The 24,633-nt window shown below is 69.8% G+C and carries 2 protein-coding genes; both read right to left on the bottom strand.

From position 1 onward, the window contains the following. Nucleotides 1-6: 6 nt before the first annotated feature. Nucleotides 7-14,340, bottom strand: a complete 14,334-nt coding sequence (locus tag IEY91_RS21375; RefSeq protein ID WP_189175256.1) for a type I polyketide synthase — start codon at nt 14,338-14,340, stop codon at nt 7-9. 25 nt (nt 14,341-14,365) lie between these two features. Further along, the gene (locus IEY91_RS21370; protein ID WP_189175255.1) at nt 14,366-24,583 is read right to left on the bottom strand and encodes a type I polyketide synthase; all 10,218 of its coding nucleotides are present in this window, start codon (nt 24,581-24,583) and stop codon (nt 14,366-14,368) included. Nucleotides 24,584-24,633 lie beyond the last annotated feature (50 nt).

The following is a 24,633-nucleotide window of genomic DNA, read 5'->3' as shown; positions in this document are numbered from 1 at the left end:
CACGTTTTAGCTGAGCTCGTTCTCGATGAAATCGAAGAGATCGTCGTCGGACGCCCCGTCAAGCCGCTGCGTAATGCTCTCAGCGTCCTTCGCTCCGCCCTCGTCGCCATTCAGTCTGGCGAGGAGTACTTGGAGTCGGGCCGCGATGGCCGTTCGCTCGGCATTGTCCGGCTCAGCCGTGGAAAGTGATGCCTCGAGTTTGTCCAGATCCGCGATCAGCGGAGTGGCGGATACCCCTTCGTCGGGCAGGACACCCACTCTTACATGCTCTGCCAGAGCCTTTGCGTTGGGGTAGTCGAAGACCAGTGTGGTTGGCAGCCGCAGCCCGGTGTCCGAGTTCAGCCGGTTTCGGAATTCTACCGCCGTGAGCGAGTCGAATCCCAATTCCTTGAAGGCTCGGTCAGATTCCACGCCTTCCATACCGGAGAATCCGAGAACCGCCGCCGCGTGACCGCGCACCAGGTCGAGCACAGCGCGCTGCCGCTCGCCCGGAGCCAGCGCGAGGAGCCTTTCCCTCAGGCGCGATCCGCCCTCGGCATGGCTCTCCTCGGCGGCACGGGCCTGCTCCAGGACCGATACGACCTCGGGCAGTTCACCGAGGAGCGGGCTGGGCCGCCCGATCGTGAACGCGGGCGCGAACCGCTCCCAGTCCACATCGGCGACCGTCACCACACCCTCGTCACCCGCGAGCGCTCCCTGCAGCGCGGCAAGAGCAAGACCAGGCGCCATCGCGGGCAGACCACGACGGGCCAACTGATCCCCGCCGTCGCCGGCCGCCATACCGCTTTCCGCCCAGGGCCCCCAGGCCACAGCCGTACCAGCAAGACCCCGACCCCGACGGTCCTCCACCAACGCATCCAGATAAGCGTTCGCCGCACCATAAGCAGCCTGACCACCACTGCCCCACACACCCGCGATCGAAGAGAACACCACGAACGCGTCCAGCTCACGATCACCCAGCAACGCGTCCAGATGCCCAGCACCCGTCGCCTTGCCCGAGATCACCGACGCCGCATCCGCCAGCCCCATCCCCGCAAGCTCCACCGCCTGCTCCACACCCGCCGCGTGGAAGACAGCCCTCAGCGGAAACTCCCCCGGAACCGCCTCCAGCACACCGGCCAGTGCCTCCCGGTCAGACACATCACACGCCGCCACCGTCACCCCGGCACCCGACGCCACCAGCTCATCCCGCAACGCCTCAGCGCCCGGCGCCTCAAGACCCCGACGACTGGTCAACACCACATGCTCGGCACCCTGCCCGACAGCCCAACAGGCCACCCGGCCACCCAGCGCACCCGTACCACCGGTCACCAACACCGTGCCACGCACCCGCCACGACGCCACATCAGCGACAGGCGCCGCCGACCGCGTCAGACGACGCACAAACACACCGGAGCCACGCACAGCGACCTGATCCTCAACGGCCTCACCGGCCTCGGCGGACAGCACACCCACCAACCGCGCGACCGCACGCTCATCCAGCACCTCGGGCAGATCAACCAGACCACCCCACAGCGCCGAGTGCTCCAACCCCACTACCCGGCCCAAACCCCACACCTGCGACTGCGCGGTGCTCGCGAGCCGATCCGAACGCCCCACCGACACGGCACCCCGCGACACACACCACAACAGGCCCTCGGCGTCCACCTCGACCAACGCCTGCACCAACGTCAACGTCGAAGCAAAACCAGCCGACAGCTCCGGATACCCCGGGCACGACCCCTCATCCAGAGCGAGCAGCGACAACACGCCGCCCAACTCCGGTGCAGCAGCGACGACTTCACGCAGCCGCCCGCTCAGCACCCCGGACTCAAGGTCCCCCTCACCCACCACCAGCGGCACCACATCGGCACCATGGCGCCGAAGCCCGGCGACGGCCTCCGCCACCCACTCGTCCCCGGCACGCGACGCCGGAACCACCACCAGCCACGTCCCCGACAACGACCCACCGGCCACATCCCCAACCGGCTTCCACGACACCCGATAACGCCAACCATCGATCGTGGATTGCTGGCGGTTGCTCCGGTGATATGCGGACAGCGCGGGCATGACCGTACTCAGCGGTGCGTTGCCATCGACGTCGAGCGCCTGGGCGAGCGCTTCGAGATCCTCGCGCTCGACCGCTTCCCAGAATCGCGCGTCCACCGAGTCCGCGGCCGTCGAACCGGAATTCCGGCCGCCGCCGGAGGCGGATACCTCAGGCCAGAACCGTTCACGCTGAAACGCGTATGTGGGCAGCTCCACCTTGCCGGCACCATGTCCGGCGAATATCGATTCCCAGCCCACCGTGGCACCGTGTGCATGGAGTTCGGCAAGCGCCGTCATCAAAGCCCCTGCTTCGGGTCGCTCTTTACGCAGCACCGGGACCAGAACCGCCGCCGAGGTGTCCTCGGCGTTTTCCGCGAGGCAGTCCTGAGCCATGGCGGTGAGCACACCGTCCGGACCGACTTCCAAGAACCTTGTCACGCCCAACGCCTCAAGCGAACGAACCCCATCTGCGAACCGAACCGCCTCACGTACATGCCGGACCCAATAGTCCGGAGAACACGTCTCCCCCTCCGAGACCAGCCTGCCAGTGACATTGGAAACCAGCGCCATGGTCGGCGGTTCAAAAGAGACCTCACGGACCACTTGGCCGAACTCGTCCAACATACTGTCCATGAGGTAAGAGTGAAACGCATGTGAGACCCGCAAACACCTAGTCTTTCTCCCCTTCGCCGTCCAGGTGTCCGCCACCTCCTGGACCGCTTGCGTGTGCCCGGCGATCACCACTGCCGTCGGTCCGTTGACCGCCGCGATGCTCACCTCGTGCTCACGGCCGGCGAATGAGGCGGCGACCTCCTCCTCAGATGCCTGGATGGCCACCATCGCGCCGCCCTCCGGCAGGGCCTGCATCAGCCGGCCACGCGCCGCGATCAACGTGCACGCGTCCTCCAGGGAAAACACCCCCGCCACATGCGCGGCAGCGATCTCACCCACCGAGTGACCCATCACCACATCCGGGACGACACCCCAGTGCTCCAGCAGCCGGTAGAGCGCCACCTCGACCGCGAAGAGCGCGGGCTGCGTGAACGCGGTCCGGTCCAGCAGTTCGGCGTCGGCACCGCCCTCGGCCGCGAACATCACGTCCTTCAGCGGACGGTCCAGCAGCACATCCAGATGTGCGCACACCTCGTCCAGGGCGCGGGCGAACACCGGGAACGCCTCGTACAACTCCCGCCCCATACCCAGCCGTTGCGCACCCTGACCCGAGAACAGGAACGCCGTCTTACCGCCCGACACCGCCTGCCCCTGGACCACACCGGAAGCGATTCCGCTCCCGGCCACGGCCTCAAGACCACGCAGAAGGGCTTCCCGGTCCTCGCCGACCAGCACGGCACGGTGCTCGAACACCGACCTGGCCGCCAGCGAATACCCCACATCCAGCACACCGAGGTCGCCCCGGGCCGCCACATGCGCGGCGAGCCGCCCGGCCTGTGCCCGCAACGCCTCCTGGCTCTTGGCCGAGACCAGCCACGGCACCACTGCCGACGACCCGACGGTCGCGGAAGCGCAAACCGGAGTGGAAGCGGGAGCCACGGCGTCCGAAGCCGCGGGCTGCCCGGCCTCCGGCGCCTGCTCGATGATGGTGTGGGCGTTGGTCCCGCTCAGCCCGAACGAGGAGACACCCGCCCGGCGCGGACGGCCGGTTTCCGGCCATGCGGTGGCCTCGGTCAGCGGACGCACCTCACCCGCCGACCAGTCCACCTGGCTCGACGGCTCATCCAGGTGAAGGATCTTCGGCAACACGCCCTCGCGCATCGCCATCACCATCTTGATGATTCCCGCGACACCGGCGGCGGCCTGCGTGTGCCCGATGTTCGACTTGATGGCCCCCAGCCACAGCGGCTGCTCTTCGGACCGCCCCTGCCCATAGGTGGCCAGCAGTGCCTGCGCCTCGATCGGGTCACCCAGCGTGGTACCCGTACCGTGCGCCTCCACCACGTCCACATCGGTGGCCGCCAGACGGGCACTCGCCAGCGCCTGCCGGATCACCCGCTGCTGAGAGGGACCGTTCGGCGCCGTAAGGCCGTTGGACGCACCGTCCTGGTTGACCGCCGAACCACGCACGATCGCCAGCACCGGGTGGCCGTTCTTCCGCGCGTCCGACAGCCGCTCCACCAGCAGCATGCCCACACCCTCGGACCAGCCCGTGCCATCCGCGGCGTTCGCGAACGGCTTGCACCGGCCATCGACCGCCAGCCCGCGCTGCCGGCTGAACTCCACAAAGGCGCCGGGTGTCGACATCACCGACACACCACCGGCAAGGGCCAGGTCACACTCGCCCTGGCGCAGCGCCTGCATGGCCATATGGAGCGCCACCAGCGACGACGAACACGCCGTGTCCACCGTCACCGCGGGCCCTTCGAGACCGAAGGTGTAGGAGATGCGCCCCGATACCACGCTGGCCGCGCTGCCCGTGCCCAAGTGGCCTTCGAGGTCGCCCTGGGAGTCCACCCACAATCCGGCGTAGTCCTGGCCGTTCGTCCCGACGAACACACCCGCCCGGGCGCCCCTCAGCGACTCGGGAGCGATACCGGCGCGCTCGAACGCCTCCCACGAGGTCTCAAGCAGCAGCCGCTGCTGCGGGTCCATGGCCAGCGCCTCACGCGGGGAGATCCCGAAGAACCTGGCGTCGAATTGCGGGGCGCCGTAGAGGAATCCGCCCTCGCGGGCGTAGGACGTGCCGAGCCGCTCGGGGTCGGGGTCGTACAGCCCGTCGAGGTCCCAACCGCGGTCGGCGGGGAATTCGGAGATGGCGTCGGCGCCTTCGGCCACCAGCCGCCACAGGTCCTCCGGTGTGTGGACGTCTCCGGGGAAGTGGCAGCTCATCGCCACGATCGCGATGGGGTCGTGGTCCACGGCCACCGCGTTCGGCTGGGCGGTGTCGAGGGCCGGCTGGGTCGTGCCGAACGCCTCGGCGTCCAGGTAGTCGGCCAGTTCGGCGGCGGTCGGGTAGTCGAAGACGAGCGTCGCCGGGAGGCGCAGGCCGGTCGCGAGGTCCAGCCGGTTGCGGAGCTCTACCGCCGTGAGGGAGTCGAACCCGAGGTCGCGGAAGGCGCGGCCGGGCTCGATCGAGTCCGCCGAGGTGTGGCCGAGCACCGAGGCCGCTTGGCCGCGGACCAGCTCCAGCACGGCCTCGTTGCGTTCGGCCGCCGACAGTCCGGCGAGCTTCCCGGCGAAGGTGGCCGCCTCCGTACCGGCGCCGCCGTCGTCCGTGGCCAGGTGCTTGTGCGCCTCGGGGATGCCGCTGACGAGAGTGCCGCCATGCGCGGCGGCCAGCGACGGGGCCAGGCGCTCCCAGTCGACGTCCGCTACGACGAGCGACGCCTCCTCTTGGCCGACGGCCCAGCTCAGCGCGTCCACCGCCAGCGCCGGGGCCATCGCGGACACCGCGCCACCGCGCACCCGCTCCCCGGCGCGGCCGCTCGCGGCCATACCGGATTCGGCCCACGGTCCCCAGGCCACCGCCGTACCGGCAAGACCGGCACCACGGCGCACCACGGCCAGCGCGTCCAGATACGCGTTCGCCGCCGCGTAGGCACCCTGTCCGGCGCCGCCCACCACACCGGCGAACGACGAGAACAGCACAAACGCGTCCAGTTCCAGGTCCGCCGTCAGCTCATGCAGCAGCCGCGCGCCCTCGGCCTTCGCCCCCAGCACCCCGGCGAGCTGATCGACGGTCAGACCGTCCAGGACGCCGTCATCCAGCACACCGGCCGCGTGCACCACACCACGCAGCGGGAAGCGCTCGGGAATCCCCGCCAGCACCTCGGCCAGCGCGTCCCGGTCGGAGGCGTCACAGGCCACCACCGACACGGCGGCGCCGAGCCCTTCCAGCTCCGTCCTCAGCTCGGAGGCACCCTCCGCCGCGAGCCCACGACGGCTGGTCAGCACCACATGCTCGGCACCCTCACGCACCGCCCAGCGCGCCACATGCGCGCCCAGCGCACCCGTACCACCGGTGATCAGCACCGAGCCACTCGGCCGCCATGCCTGGCCGCCCATCGACGCCGTGCGCACCAGCCGCCGGCCGAACACACCGGAGCCCCGGATCGCCGTCTCGTCCTCGCCGCCCTCCGCGGACAGCACACCGGCCAGCCGCGACACGGCGCGCTCGTCCAGCGTCTCGGGCAGATCGACGAGCCCGCCCCAGATCTGCGGATGCTCCAGCGCCGCCACCCGGCCGAGGCCCCACACCTGCGCCTGCGCGGCACTCGCGAGCCGGTCGGAACGCCCCACCGACACCGCGCCCCGGGAGGCACACCACAGCCGAAGGCCCACGTCCAACCCGGCCGCGGCCTGCACCAGCCGCAACGTCAGCGCGAGTCCGGCGGCCACCACCGGCTGCCCGGCCATCGGCTCCTCGTCCAGCGCGAGCAACGACAACACACGCGCGTCGGACTCATCGCCGAGCGCACCGAGCAGCACTTCGGCGAGCCCATCGCGGTCCATGTCGCCGTCGACCGCCACCGGTACGACGCGAGCGCCGTACTTCTCCAGCCCCTGCGTGATCGTGACGGTGAGCTCGCTGTCCGCGAGCCCGGCGGGCACCGCCAGCAGCCAGGTGCCCGACAGCGTCCCCGCCGCCACCTCCGGGACCGGCTTCCACGAAACCCGATAACGCCAGCCGTCAACCGTGGCCCGATCACGCTGCTGACGACGGTACGACGACAGCGCGGGCAGCAACTCGCCCAGCGAACCGCTCCCGTCGACATCCAGCGCCTCCGCCAACGCCGCCAGATCCTCGCGCTCCACCGCGTCCCAGAACCGCGCGTCCACACCATCCACGGCGGCGGAACCGCTCGACGCCTCCGCGCGGTCCTCCAGCCAGAAGCGCTCCCGCTGGAAGGCGTACGTCGGCAGCTCGACCGTCCGCGCACCGCGCCCGGCGAAGACGGACTCCCACTCCACCGAGGCTCCGTGGACGTGGAGTTCGGCCAGCGCCGCCGTCAGCGCCCGCGCCTCCGGACGCCCCTTGCGCAGCACCGGTGCCACGACCAAGGCCGAGGTTGAACCGGCGTCCGCCGTCAGGCAGTCGCGCGCCATGGCGGACAGCACACCGTCGGGGCCGACCTCGACGAACCGGGTCACGCCCAGCTTCTCCAGGGTCCGTATCCCGTCCAGGAAGCGCACGGCCTCCCGGACATGGCGGACCCAGTACTCCGGCGAGCACACCTCGTCCGCACCGGCCGGATCACCCGTCACGTTGGAGACCAGAGTGGTGGTCGGTGGGGCGAACGACAGCCCCTCTACGACCTTGCGGAAGTCGCCCAGCATCGCGTCCATGCGCGGCGAGTGGAAGGCATGGCTGACCCGCAGGCGGCTCGTCTTGCGCCCCTGCTCCGACCACTGTCCGGCGATCTCCAGTACGGCGGCCTCGTCACCGGCGATGACCACGGCGTTCGGGCCGTTGACGGCCGCGATGCTCACCTCGGCCTCACGACCGGCCAGCGATCCGGAGACCTCCTCCTCCGACGCCTGTACCGCGACCATCGCGCCGCCCTCGGGGAGCGCCTGCATCATCCGGCCACGCGCGGCCACCAGCGTGCACGCGTCCTCCAGGGAAAACACCCCGGCCACATGCGCGGCAGCGATCTCACCGATGGAGTGCCCGATGAGCACGTCCGGGGTGACACCCCAGTGCTCCAACAACCGGAACAACGCCACCTCGACCGCGAACAACGCGGGCTGCGTGAACGCCGTCCGGTTCAACAGCTCGGCGTCGGCACCGCCTTCCGCCGCGAACATCACCTCGCGCAGCGGACGGTCCAGCACCATGTCCAGCCGCGCGCACACCTCGTCCAGCGCACGGGCGAACACCGGGAAGGTGTCGTAAAGCTCCCGTCCCATACCCAGGCGTTGCGCACCCTGACCCGAGAACAGGAACGCCGTCACACCCGACGCGTTCGCCACGCCCTGAACCGTTCCGGGAGCCACTTCGCCGGTCGCGACAGCCTCGACGCCGCGCAACAACTCCGCACGGTCGGCACCCGCGACCACCGCGCGGTGTTCATGCACCGCGCGGGTCGTCACCAGCGAGTGGCCCACATCCAGCGCGCTCAGCTCGGCACGCTCGACCAGATACGACCGCAGTCGCTCGGCCTGTGCGCGCAGGGCTTCCGGGCTCCGGGCGGAAAGCGTCCAGGGCACGATGCCGCGACCCTCGGCCGGGGCCGCCGGGGCGATCTCCGTCTCGTCATCCGCCGCTGGGGCCTGCTCGATGATCGTGTGGGCGTTGGTCCCGCTCACACCGAACGAGGAGATACCCGCCCGGCGCGGACGGCCCGTCTCCGGCCACGCGGTGGCCTCCGTCAGCAGGCGCACCTCACCCGCCGACCAGTCCACCTGCCGTGAGGGCTCGTCCACATGCAGCGTCCGCGGCAGCACGCCGTGGCGCATCGCCATCACCATCTTGATGATTCCGCCCACACCGGCCGCGGCCTGGGTGTGGCCGAGGTTCGACTTCAGCGATCCCAGCCACAACGGCAGGTTCTCCGGGCGCTCCTGGCCGTAGGTGGCCAGCAGTGCCTGGGCCTCGATCGGGTCACCCAGCGTCGTACCCGTGCCGTGCGCCTCCACCACGTCCACCTCGGCGGCCGACACCCCGGCGTTGGCGAGCGCCTGCCGGATCACCCGCTGCTGCGACGGCCCGTTGGGCGCGGTCAGACCGTTGCTGGCGCCGTCCTGGTTGACGGCCGAGCCCCGTACGATCGCAAGCACCTGGTGACCGTTGCGCTCGGCGTCGGACAGCCGCTCCACGAGCAGCATGCCCACGCCCTCGGACCAGCCCGTACCGTCCGCCGCGTCCGCGAACGGCTTGCACCGGCCGTCGGGCGCCAGCCCACGCTGCCGGCTGAACTCCACGAACGCACCGGGCGTGGCCATCACCGTCACACCACCGGCGAGCGCCATCTCGCACTCGCCCTGGCGCAGCGCCTGCGCGGCCTGGTGCAGGGCGACCAGCGACGACGAACACGCCGTGTCCACCGTCAGCGCGGGCCCCTCAAGACCCAGCGTGTAGGAGATACGACCGGACACGACCGAGGTCGCGTTGCCGGTCAGCAACTGCCCTTCGAGCTCCCCGGCCGCACCGTCGTGCCCGACTCCGTAGCCCGAGGTCGCGGCTCCGACGAACACGCCGATCTGGCGGCCACGTACGGAGGTGGGAGCGATACCGGCCCGCTCGAACGTCTCCCAGGACGTCTCAAGGAGCAGCCGCTGCTGCGGATCCATGGCAAGGGCCTCACGCGGCGAGATCCCGAAGAAGCCCGCGTCGAACTCGCCCCCGTTGTGCAGGAATCCACCTTCGCGCGCGTAGAACGTGCCCAGACGCTCGGGATCTGGGTCATACATCCCATCCACGTCCCACCCACGGTTGGACGGGAAGTCGGAGATGGCGTCACCACCAGCGGCCACGAGCCGCCACAGGTCCTCGGGGCTTCCGACGCCGCCCGGGAAACGGCAGCTTATCCCGACGATCGCGATCGGGTCGTCATCAACCGGAGCCACCGCCGCCGCCGACGGCACAGCCACCGCCCCCCGCATACCCAGCACCTCGGCACGCAGATGACCAGCCAGCACCACAGAACTCGGGTAGTCGAACACCAACGTGGCCGGCAACACCAACCCCGTCTCCGCGTTCAACCGATTACGGAACTCCACCGCCGTAAGCGAGTCGAAACCCAACTCCTTGAACGCCCGCCCAGGTTCGACCACTTCGGCACCCGCGAAACCGAGCACCGCCGCGGCCTGGCCGCGTACGAGGTCGAGCAGGGTCCGGTCGATCTCGGCCTCGGTCAGCCCTGCCAGACGCCGCCGCAGACCCGTCGAAGTGTCGCCTGCCTGGCCGGACGAGCTCGCGGTGTCGAGTGTCCTCCGAACCTCGGGCAGGTCAGCGAGCAACGGGCTCGGCCGCTCCAGAGTGAACAAGGGGGCGAACCGCTCCCAGTCCACATCGGCGACCGTCACCACGCCCTCGTCACAGGCGATCGCCCCCTGCAACGCGGCAAGGGCCAGCGTCGGAGGAATGACCGCCAGGCCACGACGGACAAGCTCCCCTTCCATCCCCTCCGAAGTGGCCATACCGCTTTCGGCCCAGGGCCCCCAGGCCACAGCCGTACCAGCAAGACCCCGACCCCGACGGTCCTCCACCAACGCATCCAGATAAGCGTTCGCCGCACCATAAGCAGCCTGACCACCACTGCCCCACACACCCGCGATCGAAGAGAACACCACGAACGCGTCCAGCTCACGATCACCCAGCAACGCGTCCAGATGCCCAGCACCCGTCGCCTTGCCCGAGATCACCGACGCCGCATCCGCCAGCCCCATGCCCGCAAGCTCCGCCGCCTGCTCCACACCCGCCGCGTGGAAGACAGCCCTCAGCGGAAACTCCTCCGGAACCGCCTCCAGCACCGCTGCCAACTGCTCACGATCGGCCACATCACACGCCGCCACCGTCACCCGGGCACCCAGCGCTTCGAGTTCCGCACACAACGCCTCGGCACCCGGCGCCTCAAGACCACGACGACTGGTCAACACCACATGCTCGGCACCCTGCCCGACAGCCCAACAGGCCACCCGGCCACCCAGCGCACCCGTACCACCGGTCACCAACACCGTGCCACGCACCCGCCACGACGCCACATCAGCGACAGGCGCCGCCGACCGCGTCAGACGACGCACAAACACACCGGAGCCACGCACAGCGACCTGATCCTCAACGGCCTCACCGACACTGGAGGCCCCGCCGACCCCGGCAGACAGCACGCCCACCAGCCGCGCGACCGCACGCTCATCCAGCACCTCAGGCAGATCAACCAGACCACCCCAGATCCGGGCATGCTCCAGCGCGGCCACCCGGCCCAGCGCCCACACCATGGCTTGCGCCGGACGGCTGAGCCGCTCGGAACGGCCCACCGACACCGCACCTCGGGACACACACCACAGCAAGCTCTCGGCGTCCACCTCGACCAACGCCTGCACCAACGTCAACGTCGAAGCAAAACCAGCCGACAGCTCCGGATACCCCGGGCACGACCCCTCATCCAGAGCGAGCAACGACAACACGCCGCCCAACTCCGGTGCAGCAGCGACGACTTCACGCAGCCGCCCGCTCAGCACCCCGGCATCGAGGTCCCCCTCACCCACCACCAGCGGCACCACATCGGCACCATGGCGCCGAAGCCCGGCAACGGCCTCCGCCACCCACTCGTCCCCGGCACCGGTCGCCGGAACCACCACCAGCCACGTCCCCGACAACGACCCACCGGCCACATCCGAGACGGGCTTCCACGCCACGCGGTAGCGCCAACTGTCAATGGTCGACTGGTCACGGCTGCTGCGCCGGTACGCCGAAAGCGCGGGCAGCACCGCGCCCAGCGTCGCCTCGTCATCGAAGTCGAGCGTCTTGGCGAGCGATGCGAGATCCTCGCGCTCCACGGCCTGCCAGAACCACGCGTCCACCTCGTCCCGGATGCCGGCATCGACACCGGATCCGTCGGCGGACTTCTCGATCCAGTAGCGCTGACGCTGGAACGGGTACGTCGGCAGGTCGATCCTGCGAGCTTCGAGACCGTCGAACGCCGGCCGCCAGTCGACAACGGAGCCATGAACATGCAGCCGAGCCAGCGCCATGGTCAGGGCGACGGCCTCCGAGCGGTCCTTGCGCAGCACCGGTACGGCCACGGGCGCCGAGCCGGACTCGGCCCGTTCTGCCAGGCAGTCCTGCGCCATCGCCGAGAGCACACCGTCGGGGCCCACCTCCAGGAAGGTGGTCACGCCCTGCGCGTCGAGCGTCCGCACACCGTCCGCGAACCGCACGGCCTCCCGGACATGGCGCACCCAGTACTCCGGCGAGCACACCTCCGCGTCCGCCATCTTGCCGGTGACATTGGAGACGAGATCGATGGAGGGCGAGGCGAACGACAGGGCTTCCACGACACGCCGGAAGTCGTCCAGCATGGCGTCCATGCGCGGCGAGTGGAAGGCGTGGCTGACCCGCAGCCGACGGGTCTTGCGGCCCTGCTCCGACCACTGTCCGGCAATCTCCAGTACGACGGCCTCGTCACCGGCGATGACCACGGCCGTCGGGCCGTTGACGGCCGCGATGCTCACCTCGGCCTCCCGACCGGCGAGCGACTCCGCTATCTCCTCCTCGGACGCCTGGACGGCGACCATCGCGCCACCCTCGGGCAGCGCCTGCATCAACCGGCCACGCGCCGCGACCAGCGTGCACGCGTCCTGAAGCGAGAACACCCCGGCCACATGCGCGGCAGCGATCTCGCCCACCGAGTGACCCATCACCACATCCGGGGTGACACCCCAGTGCTCCAGCAGCCGGAACAACGCCACCTCGACCGCGAAGAGCGCGGGCTGCGTGAACGCCGTCCGGTCCAGCAGCTCGGCATCCGCGCCGCCCTCCGCCGCGAACACCACATCCCGCAGCGGACGGTCCAGCAGCACATCCAGGTGGGCGCACACCTCGTCCAGGGCGCGGGCGAACACCGGGAAGGCGTCGTACAACTCCCGCCCCATACCCAGCCGTTGCGCACCCTGACCCGAGAACAGGAACGCGAGGGTGTCCTCGACCCGTGCCACACCCTGGACGACCTGAGCCGCGTTCTCGCCGTTGGCCAGAGCCTCCAGACCGCGGAGGAGGCCGTCGCGATCCTCGGCGACCACGGCCGCGCGGTGCTCGAAGACCGAACGGGTCGTGGCCAGGGAGAAGGCCAGGTCGGCCGGCGACAACTCCGGATGCGCACTCATGTGGGCATGGAGCTGGCTCGCCTGGGCGCTGAGCCCCTCCGGGCTCTTGCCGGACACCAGCCACGGCAGGACGGCGGGCTGCTTCGCCGCGTCGGCCTGGGGGGCGGTTGTGTCCTGTTGTTCATCTTGTTCATCGAGGTCGACCGCCGGGGGCTGCTCGATGATGGTGTGGGCGTTGGTCCCGCTGAGCCCGAACGAGGAGATACCCGCCCGGCGCGGCTGCCCGGTCTCGGGCCACTCGGTGGCCTCCGTCAGCAGCCGCACCTCACCCGCCGACCAGTCCACCTGACTCGACGGCTCATCCACATGCAGGATCTTCGGCAGAATGCCGTGCCGCATGGCCATCACCATCTTGATGATTCCCGCGACACCGGCGGCGGCCTGCGTGTGCCCGATGTTCGACTTGATGGCCCCCAGCCACAGCGGCTGCTCCTCGGACCGCCCCTGCCCATAGGTGGCCAGCAGTGCCTGCGCCTCGATCGGGTCACCCAGCGACGTACCCGTACCGTGCGCCTCGACCGCGTCGACCTCGGCGGCCGACAGTCCCGCGCCGGCCAGTGCCTGGCGGATGACCCGCTGCTGGGACGGACCGTTGGGCGCCGTAAGGCCGTTGGACGCGCCGTCCTGGTTGACCGCCGAACCACGCACGATCGCCAGGACCGGGTGACCGTTCTTCCGGGCGTCCGACAGCCGCTCCACCAGCAGCAGGCCCACACCCTCGGACCAGCCCGTACCGTCCGCGCCCTCCGCGAACGGCTTGCAGCGGCCGTCGACCGCCAGGCCGCGCTGGCGGCTGAACTCGATGAACGAACCGGGCGACGACATCACCGACACACCACCGGCGAGCGCCAGGTCGCACTCGCCCTGACGCAGCGCCTGCACCGCGAGATGCAGTGCTACGAGCGACGACGAACACGCGGTGTCCACGGTGACGGCCGGTCCTTCGAGGCCGAAGGTGTAGGAGACGCGGCCCGACACCACGCTGGCCGCACTGCCCGTCAGATAGCCCTCGAGTTCGCCTCCCACCTCATAGAGGTGGGTCGCGTAGTCCAGGCCGCTCGTGCCGACGAAGACACCGGCCTGGCTGCCGCGCAACGCCGCCGGGTCGATACCGGCCCGCTCGAACGCCTCCCACGAGGCTTCCAGCAGCAGCCGCTGCTGTGGATCGGTCGCCAGCGCCTCACGCGGAGACATGCCGAAGAACTGCGGGTCGAACTCGTCGGCGTCGTAAAGGAAGCCGCCCTCACGGGTGTAACTCGTCCCCGGGTTGTCCGGGTCCGGGTGGTACAGCGTCTCGTTCTCCCAACCGCGATCGGTGGGGAAATCGGAGATGGCATCGACGCCATCCACGACGAGTCGCCAGAGTTGCTCGGGGCTGCGCACGCCCCCAGGGAAGCGACAGCTCATACCGACGATGGCGATGGGCTCTTTCGAGGCCGAGACCAGACGCTGGTTCTGTTGCTTCAGGCGGTCGTTTTCCCGCAGAGAAGCGCGCAGCGCTTCGACAACTCTTTCGGAGGACGTAGCCATCAGTAGCTCCACACTTCCAACAACATCAAAGGTCAGTGCCGCCCAGAGCCCTCTGGACGAGGTCATCGACATCCATCGTGTCGACCGCGCTACTCAGTTCTTCTTGCGGCGCCGAATCAGAACCGCTCCCCGATGTCTGGGATATCTGAGATTCCTGGGATATCTGAGCGAGTTCGAGCAGGGTGTCCATGAGTCCGGCTTCACGGAAACGCGCGAGCGGAATGGAAACCAACGCCTCGCGTATCCGGTCCTCTTCCGAGTCGTTCCGCTCAGCGCCACCATCTTGCGGGAACATTCCCGCTTCCAGGTGCTCGGCCAGGGCGATGAGATTCGGGTAGTCGAATGCCAACGTGGTCGGCAGCTCCAGGCCGGTGATCGCGCCCAGCCGGTTACGCAGCTGAACGGCCGTCAGTGAGTCGAACCCGAGCTCTGTGAACGACCGATCGTTCTCGATGGCGTCCGGGCTCGTGTGCACCAGGACCGCGGCGACGTGCTGACGCACCAGTTTGCGCAGCCGGCGCTGACGTTTCTCCGAGGGCAGCGCCTCCAGGCTTGTGCGCAGCTCGGCCGCCGCCGACTCGGTCGCCGCCGGGTCGGAAGGCGTCAGTGATGCCGTCGGCCGCTGCGTCTCTATCAGCTCGCTCAGCAACGCTGTCGACCGATCCGCTCCCAACTCACCCGCGAGCCGCTCCCATGCGGCATCGGCCACGAGGAGGAAGGTCTCGTCCAGGTCCAGAGCGCGCTGAAGCGCGGAGATGGCCAGATCCGGGTTCATCGGGGCCATGCCGCCCCGCCTCATCTGCTCTTCGAGCTCCCCGGCAACCGCCATACCACTCCCGGCCCAGGCGCCCCAGGCGATGGAAGTCGCGGGAAGGCCATCCGCACGCCGCTGCAACGCCAACGCGTCGAGATACGCGTTACCCGCCGCGTAACTCCCCTGACCCGGACCACCCAACGTGCCCGCCGCCGAGGAGAACAACACGAACGCCGACAGGTCCATCCCGGCGGTCAGTTCATGCAGATTCCGTGCCGCGTCCACCTTCGGACGCAACACCCCAGCCGCCCGCTCCACCGTCAGAGCGTCCACAACACCGTCGTCCAGCACACCGGCCGTATGCACCACGGCGGTCAGCGGGAACTCGCTCGGGATCGCGTCCAGCACCGCCGCCAAAGCCTCACGGTCGGCCGCGTCACACGCCGCCACCGTCACCCGGGCACCCAGACGCTCAAGCTCCGCCTTCAACTCAGCGGCGCCCTCGGCCTCCATCCCCCGACGACTCGTCAGCACCAGATGCTCAGCACCCGTACGCGCCAGCCACCGAGCCACATGGCCACCCAGCGCACCCGTACCACCGGTCACCAACACCGAACCACTCGAACGCCACCCATCGACACCAGTGGCCTCAAGCGCGGAAGCCCGCACCAACCGCTTGACGAACACACCCGAACCACGCACCGCGACCTGGTCCTCGCCGCCCTCCGCGGACAGCACACCGGCCAGTCGCGATACGGCCCGCTCGTCGAGCGTCTCGGGCAGGTCGACGAGCCCGCCCCAACTCTGCGGGTGCTCAAGCGCCGCGACTCCGCCGAGGCCCCACACCTGCGCCTGTGTGGCGCTCGCGAGCCGGTCGGAACGACCCACCGACACCGCGCCCCGCGAGGCACACCACAGCCGAGCGCGCACGCCCAGCCCCGCCACGGTCTGCACCAGCCACAGAGTCAGCGCGAGTCCGGCGGCGACCACCGGCTGCCCGGCCATCGGCTCCTCGTCCAACGCGAGCAACGACAACACCCGGACATCGGATTCGCCGTCAACCGCGGCCAGCAGTGCCCGGGCGAGCACGTCGCGGTCCGTGCCCGCGTCCACCGCCACCGGTACGACACGGGCACCGGACTTCTCGAGCCCTTGGGAAATCGTCTCGGTGAGCTCACTGTCCGCGAGCCCGGCGGGCACCACCAGCAGCCACGCACCCGACAGCGACCCCGCCACCGCCTCCGGGACCGGCTTCCAGGAGACCCGGTGCCGCCAGCCGTCGACCGTGGTCCGCTCACGCTGCTGACGGCGGTACGAGGACAGCGCGGGCAGCAACTCGCCCAGCGAACCGCTCCCGTCGACGTCCAGCGCCTCCGCCAGTGTCTCCAGGTCCTCGCGCTCCACCGCGTCCCAGAACCGCGCGTCCACACCGTCCACGGCGGAACCACCCGGCACGGAGCCGACCGACGCCTCAGCGCGGTCCTCCAGCCAGAAACGCTGACGCTGGAAGGCGTACGTCGGCAACTCCACCGTCCGTGCACCGCGCCCGGCGAAGACCTGCTCCCAGCCCACCTCGACACCGTGGACGTGGAGTTCGGCCAGCGCCGCCGTCAGCGCCTGAACCTCCGGGCGGTCCTTGCGCAGAACGGGTGCCACGACCGAGGCCGAAGCCCCGCCCGCGATCAGGCAGTCCTGCGTCATCGCGGTGAGCACACCGTCCGGGCCCACCTCGAGGAACGAGGTCACCCCGAGCTTCTCCAGCGCCCGCACCCCGTCCGCGAACCGCACCGCCTGCCGCACATGGCGCACCCAGTACTCCGCCGAGCACACATCGTCCGTGCCCGCTGGCTCACCGGTCACATTGGAGACCAGCGCGATGGTCGGTGGGGCGAACGACAGCCCCTCGACGATCTTGCGGAAGTCGTCCAGCATCGCGTCCATGCGCGGCGAGTGGAAGGCGTGGCTGACCCGCAGGCGACGGGTCTTACGGCCCTGCTCCGACCACTGTCCGGCGATCTCCAGTACGGCGGCCTCATCACCCGCGATCACCACGGCGTTCGGGCCGTTGACCGCCGCGACACTCACCTCGGCCTCACGACCGACGAGCGATCCGGAGATCTCCTCCTCGGACGCCTGGATGGCCACCATCGCGCCGCCCTCCGGCAGCGCCTGCATCAGACGGCCACGCGCCGCGATCAACGTGCACGCGTCGTCAAGGGAGAACACCCCGGCCACATGCGCGGCGGTGACCTCGCCCACCGAATGGCCGATGAGCACATCCGGGGTGACACCCCAGTGCTCCAACAGCCGGTAGAGCGCCACCTCGACCGCGAACAACGCGGGCTGCGTGAACACCGTCCGATCCAGCAGTTCGGCGTCCGCGCTCCCCTCGGCCGCGAACACCACATCCTTCAGCGGACGGTCCAGCAGCACATCCAGGTGGGCACACACCTCGTCCAGCGCACGGGCGAACACCGGGAACGTCTCGTACAACTCCCGCCCCATACCCAGGCGTTGCGCACCCTGACCGGAGAACAAGAACGCCCGCAGACCGGACACGTTCGCGACGCCCTGAACCAGTCCCGGGGCGGCCTCTCCGGACGCGACGGCCTCCAGCCCGGCGAGGAGTTCCGCACGGCTCGCGCCCGACACCACCGCACGGTGCTCGAACATCGACCGCGTCGCCACCAGCGAGTGACCGACGTCCAGTGCGCTCGACTCGACCCGCTCCAGCAGGAACGCCCTGAGCCGCGCCGCCTGGGCCCGCAGCGCGTCCGCGCCACGAGCCGACAACAGCCACGTAGCCACACCACCCTCGGCGCCAGCGCCAGCGCCAACGCCGGCGTCGGAAGCCGGGCTCTCCTCTGTCCCGGCCTCGGACTCGCCCTCGTCAACCGGCGAAGCCTGCTCGATGATCGTGTGCGCGTTGGTGCCACTCACACCGAACGCCGAGATCCCGGCCCGGCGCGGCTGACCGGTCTCGGGCCACTCGGTGGCCTCCGTCAACAGCCGTACCTCACCCGCCGACCAGTCCACCTCCCGCGACGGCTCATCCAGGTGAAGGGTCTGCGGCAGCACTCCGTGCCGCATCGCCATCACCATCTTGATGACACCGGCGATACCGGCCGCCGCCTGCGTATGACCGATGTTCGACTTCAACGCGCCCAACAGCAGCGGCTGGTCCTCGGACCGCCCCTGCCCATAGGTGGCCAGCAACGCCTGCGCCTCGATCGGGTCACCCAGCGTCGTACCCGTACCGTGCGCCTCCACCACATCCACGTCGGTGGCCGACAGACGGGCACTCGCCAGCGCCTGCCGGATCACCCGCTGCTGCGACGGCCCGTTCGGCGCCGTCAGACCATTGGACGCACCGTCCTGGTTGACGGCGGAGCCGCGCACCACCGCAAGCACCGGATGACCGTTACGCCGAGCATCCGACAGCCGCTCCACGAGCAGCATGCCCACACCCTCGGACCAGCCCGTGCCATCCGCGGCGTTCGCGAACGGCTTGCACCGGCCATCGACCGCCAGCCCGCGCTGCCGGCTGAACTCCACGAACGCACCGGGCGACGACATCACCGAGACGCCACCGGCGAGCGCCAAATCGCATTCGCCCTGACGCAGCGCCTGCGCGGCCAGATGCAGCGCGACCAGCGACGACGAACACGCCGTGTCCACCGTCACCGCGGGTCCCTCAAGACCGAGTGTGTACGAGATACGACCGGATGCCACGCTTCCAGCGCTTCCGCTGCCGAGAGACCCCTCGAAGCCCTCGGGAACCTGCCGCAGCCGGGTGCCGTAGTCGTTGTACATCACGCCCACGAACACACCGGACCGGCTGCCCCGCTTGGTCGTGGGGTCGATACCGGCCCGCTCGAACGCCTCCCACGAGGTCTCAAGCAGCAGCCGCTGCTGCGGGTCGGTCGCCAGCGCCTCACGCGGACTCATATCGAAGAAGGCGGGGTCGAATTGGTGCGCGTCGTAGAGGAACCCACCGTTCTGGGCGTAGTAAGTGCCCTCCCGGTCGGGGTCCGGGTCGTACAGGCCCTCAAGGTCCCACCCGCGGTCGGACGGGAACTCGGACATCGCGTCCGTGCCCGCCATGACCAACTGCCACAGCTCTTCGGGGGTCCGCACCCCGCCCGGGAAGCGGCAGCTCATGCTCACGATCACGATGGGGTCGCTGTCCACCGGCGTACCCGGCACGGCCACCGCCGCCGCGCCCGCCGACGAGGCAGCGCTGTCTCCGCCCAGGATTTCGTCACGGATGTGGCCGACGAGTGCCATCGGGGTCGGGTAGTCGAAAACCAGCGTGGCGGGCAGCCGCAGACCGGTCTCCGCGGTGAGCCGATTCCTGAGATCGACCCCCATCAGCGAGTCGAAGCCGAGCTCCTTGAACGGCCGTCGTGTGTTGACGGTCTCGGCGGTGGCGTGCCCGAGGGCGGCCGCGGTCTGCACGCGGACCAGCTCCAGCAACATCTGATCCTGCGATGTCTGCGGCAGACCCGCGAGGCGCCGGCGCAGTTCATCAGGAAGGCTCTCGTCCTGCTCCGATCGTGCGACACGGCGCGCTGTCACGGTGGGCACGACGTTGCGGAAGAGGGCGGGGAGTTCGGCGCCCTGCGCACGCAGCGCCGGGATGTCCAGCCGCACCGGAACCGGCACGATCTCATCCGCGACCAGAGCCGCGTCGAACAGTTCGAGCCCCTCCTCGGAGGAGAGCGGCACCAGACCGGACCGCGACACCCGGCGCAGGTCCCTCTCGCCGAGGTGTCCGGTCATGCCGCTGGCCTCGGCCCACAGACCCCACGCCATCGACACACCAGGCAACCCCTGACCCCGCCGCCACGAGGCGAGGCCGTCCAGGAACACGTTCGCCGCCGCGTAGCTTCCCTGGCCCGGACCACCCAACGTGCCCGCCGCCGAGGAGAACAGCACGAACGCCGACAGGTCCAGCCCCTCGGTCAGCTCATGCAGGTTCCACGCCGCGTCCACCTTCGCCCGCAGCACCGGTTCAACCCGCTCACGGGTCAACGACGTCAACAACCCGTCGTCCAACACGCCCGCCGCATGCACCACACCACTGAGCCCAAAGCCCTCGGGCAACCCGGACAACGTCCCGGCCAGGGCCGCGCGATCCGCGGCGTCACACGCCGCGATCACCACCTCAGCGCCCGCAGCCTCCAGCTCCGCCCGCAACTCCGCGGCGCCCTCGGCATCCGCACCACGACGAGACAGCAACACCAGCCTCTCGACACCATGCCGGGCCACCAGATGCCGGGCCACCACACCGCCCAGAACACCCGTACCACCCGTCACGAGCACCGCACCAGCGCCGAACGCACCCGCACCCGACTCCGACTCCGACTCCGACTCCGGAGCGTCACCCGAGGGCAGCACCCGGCCCAGGCGCGGTATCCGCACCGCACCCGACCGCACCAGGATCTGCTCCTCACCCAGAGCCAGCACCCCGGGAAGCAGACCCTCCACACCCTCCAGGTCATCGGTGTCCACCAGCACCAGACGCCCAGGATTCTCCGACTGCGCGGACCGCACCAGACCCCACACCGCGGCCCCGGCCATGTCCCGCACGCCATCGCCCGCGTCGACAGCGCCCCGGGTCACCATGACCAAACGCCCACCCGCACGGCCCTCGTCCGCCACCCAGCCCCGCACCCGCTCCAGAACCTCAAGAACCCGGGCATACACCTCACCCACCACATCGGGACCAGCGGAGACCACCCGTACGATCTCGGTCCCCGGCACCACCTCACCCGCAGCCGCCACAGCAGCAGCCCCGGGAGCATCCACCCACTCGACCCGGAACAACGCATCCCGCACCACCGAGCCCACCGCATGCAACTGACCGGCCTCGACCGGACGCAGCACCAGCGACTCGACCGACGCCACCCCACGCCCCGACTCGTCAGCCACCAGCACCGACACCGCATCCGACCCAGCGCCCGCCGGAGCCAACCGCACCCGCAGCGAGGTCGCACCCACCGCCTCCAGAGCAAACCCACGCCAGGAGAACGGCAGCAAACTCCCCGAACCACCCGCCAGACCTTCACTCACACCCATCGCATGCAACGCGGCATCGAACAACGCCGGATGCAAGCCGAACAGGCCCGCCCGCTCCCGCTCACCCTCCGGGAGCCCGACCTCCGCGAACACCTCACCATCACGCCGCCACGCACGCCTCAACCCCTGGAAAACAGGCCCATACTCCAGTCCGTTCTCCGCCGCCCGCGCATACTCACCCGACACATCAACCAACTCAGCCCCCACCGGAGGCCACACACCGAAGTCGAAGGAAGCCGCGTCGGCACCTGTCATCGGCGCGAGCACACCATGGGCGTGGCACGTCCATGGCGCGTCCTCGCCCTCTGCCTCCTCCTGTGAGAACACGCTCACATCACGGAAGCCGGAAGCGTCCGCCTCCCCCGCCTCGACCTGGATCCGCACCCCACCGTGCTCGGGCAGGATCAACGGCGCCTCGAGGACGAGTTCCTCAATCCGGCCACAGCCGACCTGGTCCCCGGCCTGCCCCACAAGCTCGACAAACGCCGTCCCCGGCAGCAGCACGACCCCGTGGACGGCGTGATCCGCCAGCCACTCATGCGTGGCCAGCGACAACCGTCCATTCAGCAGCACCCCGCCACCGCTCGCCAACGACACCACCGCACCCAACAACGGGTGCCCCAGCGAACCCAACCCCACCGAACCCACATCACCCACACCCGCGGGAACGTCAAGCCAGTACCGCTGGCGCTGGAAGGCATACGTCGGCAGCTCAATCTGCCGACCGCCCCGGTCCTCCAGCACGGCGGCCCAATCCACCTCGGCGCCGTTCACGAATACCTCGGCGGCGGAGGTCAGGAACCGCTCCGGACCGCCCTCGTCGCGCCTCAGGGTCCCGACGACCACGGCCTGGGCGTCGACGGCCTCAACCGTCTGCTGCACCGGCACGGTGAGTACGGGATGCGGACTGACCTCGATGAACACGCCATGCCCGGTGTCGAGCAGGGTGCGGGTGGTGGTCTCCAGCTCCACGGTCTGGCGCAGGTTGCGGTACCAGTACTCGGCGTCCAGCCCGGCGGTGTCCACCAGCTCGCCGAACACCGTCGAGTAGAACGGCACTTCGGAGGCACGCGGCTTCAGGTCCGCCAGAGCCCTCAGCAACTCCTCGCGGATCTCCTCCACGTGGGCGGAGTGCGAGGCGTAATCCACCGGGACACGGCGGACCCGGATCTCCTCACCCTCCAGCTGGGTGACCATCTCATCCAGCGCACCCGCGTCACCGGACACCACGACGGAACCGGGGCCGTTGACCGCCGCGACGGATATCGCACCGTTCCAAGCGGCGATACGCTCCCGCGCCCGGTCGACCGGCAGCCCGACCGACACCATGCCACCACGACCCGCAAGACCCACCGCGATCGCCTGCGAGCGCAAGGCCACCACCTTCGCCGCGTCCTCCAGCGACAGCGCACCCGCCACACACGCCGCGGCAATCTCACCCTGGCTGTGACCCATCACCGCGTCCGGCTCCACACCCACCGAACGCCACAGCTTCGCCAGGGAGACCATCACCGCGAACAACACCGGCTGAACGACATCCACCCGGTCGAACCCAGGCGCACCGTCAGCCCCGCGCAGTACGTCCGTCAACGACCAGTCCACGTAAGCCGACAGAGCCGTCTCACACTCGCCGATCGCCTCCGCGAACACCGGCGAGGACTCCAGCAGCTCCACCGCCATACCCACCCACTGCGCCCCCTGACCCGGGAACACAAACACCGAACGGCCGGGAGGCGCGCTCTCGCCCACCACCACGCCCGGAAGAGCGGACTTCTCCGTGACGGCGCCCAGGCCGGACAGCAACTCGTCCCGGTCCCGGCCCACCAGCACCGCGCGGTGCTCCAGCACCGACCGAGTCATGACCAGCGATCGCGCCACATCGGCGGCGCCCAGTTCCGGACGCTCGGCCACGAACTCCCGCAGCCGCCCGGCCTGCGCCCGCAGCCCCTCCTGGCTACGGCCCGACACCAGCCACGCCACCGGACCATCGGCGACCCCGGCCTCAGCGTCGTCGGTCGCCTCGGCCTCCGGCGCCTGCTCCAGGATCACATGCGCGTTCGTCCCGCTCACACCGAACGAGGACACACCGACCCTGCGCCGCTCACCCGTCTCCGGCCACGGGGTCGACTCGGTCAGCAGCGATACCGCCCCCGCCGACCAGTCCACATGCTCCGACGGCTCCTCCACATGCAGGGTCTTGGGCAACACACCGTGCCGCATCGCCATCACCATTTTGATGACGCCACCCACGCCCGCGGCCGCCTGTGTGTGCCCCACGTTCGACTTGAACGAGCCCAGCCACAACGGCCGGTCGGCTCCGGAGCGCTCCTTGCCGTAGGTGGCCAGCAGCGCTTGTGCCTCGATGGGGTCGCCCAGTGGTGTTCCGGTGCCGTGTGCCTCCACCGCGTCCACATCGGCCGCGGACAGGCCGGCGTTGCGCAGCGCGTCGCGGATCACCCGCTGCTGCGAGGGGCCGTTGGGCGCCGTCAGCCGGCTGCTCGCCCCGTCCTGGTTCACGGCGGCGCCCCGTACGACGGCCAGCACCTGGTGTCCGTTGCGCCGGGCGTCGGACAGCCGCTCCAGCAGCAGCACACCGGCGCCCTCGGACCATCCGGTGCCGTCGGCGTCGTTCGAGAACGACTTGCAGCGTCCGTCCACGGCGAGTCCGCGCAACCGGCTGAACTCGATGAACACCCCTGGTGTCGCCATCATGGCCACACCACCGGCGAGCGCGAGCGAGCAGTCGCCCTTGCGGAGCGCCTGGACGGCCAGTTGGAGTGCCACGAGCGACGAGGAGCACGCGGTGTCCACGGTCACGGCGGGGCCTTCGAAGCCGAAGGTGTAGGAGATGCGGCCGGAGGCGACACTTCCGGCGCTGCCGTTGCCGAGGTGGCCTTCGAGGCCCTCCGGTATGTCCTGGATGCGGGAGCCGTAGTCGTTGTACATCACGCCGACGAACACGCCGGTTCGGCTGCCACGCGCGGACGCCGGGTCGATGCCCGCCCGCTCGAGCGCCTCCCACGAGGTCTCAAGGAGCAGCCGCTGCTGCGGGTCGGTCGCCAGCGCCTCACGCGGGCTCATACCGAAGAAGGAGGCGTCGAAGCCGTTCGCGTCGTGCAGGAACCCGCCCTCACGCGTGTAGCTCTTGCCCGGCTTCTCCGGGTCGGGGTCGTACAGGTCTTCGTCCCACCCCCGGTCCACGGGGAAGGTGGAGACCGCGTCGGTGCCCGAGGCGACCAGCTCCCACAGGTCTTCGGGCGACTCCACCCCGCCGGGATATCTGCACCCCATGCCGACGATCGCGATGGGCTCCCGGTCCCTGTCCTTGAGTTCCTTCAGCTCTTGACGAGTTTCGTGCAGGCTGGCCGTCGCGCGCTTGAGGTAGTCGCGCAGCTTGGTCTCGCTCACCGTTTCTTGTCACTCCTCTGAGCACCCCGGACAGGGGTGGAAAGCCTTCG

The organism is Streptomyces lasiicapitis (assembly GCF_014646335.1).
Classification (GTDB): domain Bacteria; phylum Actinomycetota; class Actinomycetes; order Streptomycetales; family Streptomycetaceae; genus Streptomyces; species Streptomyces lasiicapitis.
Note: the sequence above shows the minus strand (reverse complement) of the source record. Positions and strands in the feature narration are given on the sequence as shown.